The organism is Acetobacter okinawensis JCM 25146, from assembly GCF_000613865.1.
Classification (GTDB): Bacteria; Pseudomonadota; Alphaproteobacteria; order Acetobacterales; family Acetobacteraceae; genus Acetobacter; species Acetobacter okinawensis.
In genome coordinates this window covers 1-1,170 of record NZ_BAJU01000115.1, presented here as the reverse complement: position 1 = coordinate 1,170, position 1,170 = coordinate 1, and the positions used below count along the sequence as shown (strand labels likewise).

Annotated in this window: 1 protein-coding gene; it reads left to right on the top strand. The window is 57.6% G+C overall.

Going from position 1 to position 1,170, the window contains the following annotated elements; translation table 11 throughout:
* The first annotated feature begins 96 nt into the window (after positions 1-96).
* Positions 97-1,154, top strand: a protein-coding gene (locus JCM25146_RS21815) for an IS630 family transposase (RefSeq protein WP_148299137.1) whose coding sequence is annotated in 2 segments (ribosomal slippage) — positions 97-589 and positions 589-1,154 — 1,059 coding nt in all. Because the reading frame shifts where the segments join, the coding sequence is not laid out codon by codon here.
* Positions 1,155-1,170: the final 16 nt, after the last annotated feature.

The following is a 1,170-nucleotide window of genomic DNA, read 5'->3' as shown; positions in this document are numbered from 1 at the left end:
AATACCAATTTGTTTTGGCTGTGACTCAGGGGGGGGGTACACATAGGCGTTGAATTGTGATTCACAGGATACCGTCATTGAAGGAAGGTATCCCTGATGAGCAAGGCGGTCGCACTCCGAGAAGATTATGATGCAGCGAGCATGCGAGGTCTGGCGCGACGAAGCAGACATGCGGCCCAGTCGCGGCGCCTTCTGGCGCTTGCCGCGATTTATGACGGGGCAACGCGTGGCGAGGCGGCCCGTCTTGCGGGAACGGATCGACAGATCGTTCGGGACTGGGTTTTGCGCTTTAACGCGCAAGGGCCTGCGGGGCTGATTGATCGTCATGGTGGGGGTGCTGCCCGCCGCATCACACCTTCCGTCATGGAGGCTCTGGCGCAGCGGATTGAAGACGGTCCCATTCCTTCGGCTCATGGCGTGGTGCGCTGGCGATTGCGTGATCTGTGCGCCTGGCTTCATGAAGAGCACGGGGTCAGCCTGTCTGTTTCCTGGTTGAGCAGGATTGTCCGCAGTGAGAATTTTCGTCTGCTGACGCCACGCCCCCGGCATTATGCCCAGAACCCGGATGCCCAGGACATTTTTAAAAAGATTTTCCTGATGCCCTTGCCGCAATCAGCGCCTGTCACCCCGGAGAAAATATCGAACTGTGGTGGGCGGATGAAGCAAGGATCGGCCAGAAAACGAAGCTGACACGGCGCTGGGCGAAGCGGGGAACCCGCCCCCGGGCGACAGCCGACCTAAGGACCCGATCCGCCTGGATTTTCGGGGCAATCTGCCCCGCTCAGGGAAAAGGGGCTGCTCTTGTTCTCCCCGTGTGCAACATTCATGCGATGAATTTCCATCTCAAGGAAATCGCCCAGGTCGTTGCACCGCAAAGTCACGCCGTCCTCATCCTGGATCAGGCAGCATGGCATACCAGTCTGAAACTGACGGTTCCCCCCAACATCACCATCATGCCGCTCCCGCCACGCTCTCCCGAACTCAATCCTGTGGAAAACGTCTGGCAGTTTATGCGCAATACATGGCTCTCAAACAGAATCTTCAGAACCTATGACGATATCGTCGATATCGCCTGCCATGCGTGGAACCAGCTCACCGAGCAGCCATGGCGCATTATGTCCCTCGGATTGCGCGACTGGGCTCATGGGTCATAGCAAAAACAAATTGGTA